At 62.0% G+C, this 671-nt stretch carries 1 protein-coding gene; it reads right to left on the bottom strand.

The genetic code is table 11. The features are described 5' to 3' along the window. Positions 1-36: 36 nt before the first annotated feature. Positions 37-671: TatD family hydrolase (locus J5M71_RS26305; protein ID WP_207838386.1), on the bottom strand; the 635-nt coding region annotated here is incomplete at its 5' end.

Genomic DNA, 671 nt, shown 5'->3' with positions numbered 1-671 from the left:
ATGTAGGAGCTGCCGAAGGCTGCGATCTTTTGCGTTTTACACCAACATCGGAAGATTAAAAAACGCCCGGGCACACGCGGTGGTATGTGCGGCCAGCGCTTCCTCGGTCTCGCCGCGATGCAACGCCACTTCGCGCAGCACTTCGCTCAGATACGCCGGCTCATTGCGGCCGTTTTTCGGCTTCGGCCGCAACGTGCGCGGCAGCAGATATGGCGCGTCGCTTTCCAGCATCAGCCGTCCCGCTTTGATCTCTTTGACCAGTGGATGCAGATGCGTGCCCCGGCGTTCGTCGCAGATCCAGCCGGTGATGCCGATGTGCAGATCCAGATCGAGGTAGCTGAACAAGGCCTTTTGCTCGCCAGTGAAGCAGTGCACCACCGCCGCCGGCAGTTGATCGCGGAAGTCCTTGAGGATCTCCAGCAGGCGCTGGCTGGCATCGCGCTCGTGCAGGAACACCGGCAATTGCAGCTCCACGGCCAGCGCCAGATGTTCTTCCAGGACCTTTTCCTGTTGCGCGCGCGGGGAGAAATCGCGGTTGAAATCCAGCCCGCATTCGCCCACCGCGACGACGCTGGATTCGTTCAACAGACTGCGCAGACGACGGGCGCTGTCAGCGTTCCAGTCGCTGGCCGAATGGGGGTGAATGCCGGCGGTGGCGAACAGCCGTTGGC

Origin of the sequence: Pseudomonas sp. 43(2021), from assembly GCF_017490805.1 — a bacterium.
In the GTDB taxonomy this organism is placed as follows: domain Bacteria; phylum Pseudomonadota; class Gammaproteobacteria; order Pseudomonadales; family Pseudomonadaceae; genus Aquipseudomonas.
Note: the sequence above shows the minus strand (reverse complement) of the source record. Positions and strands in the feature narration are given on the sequence as shown.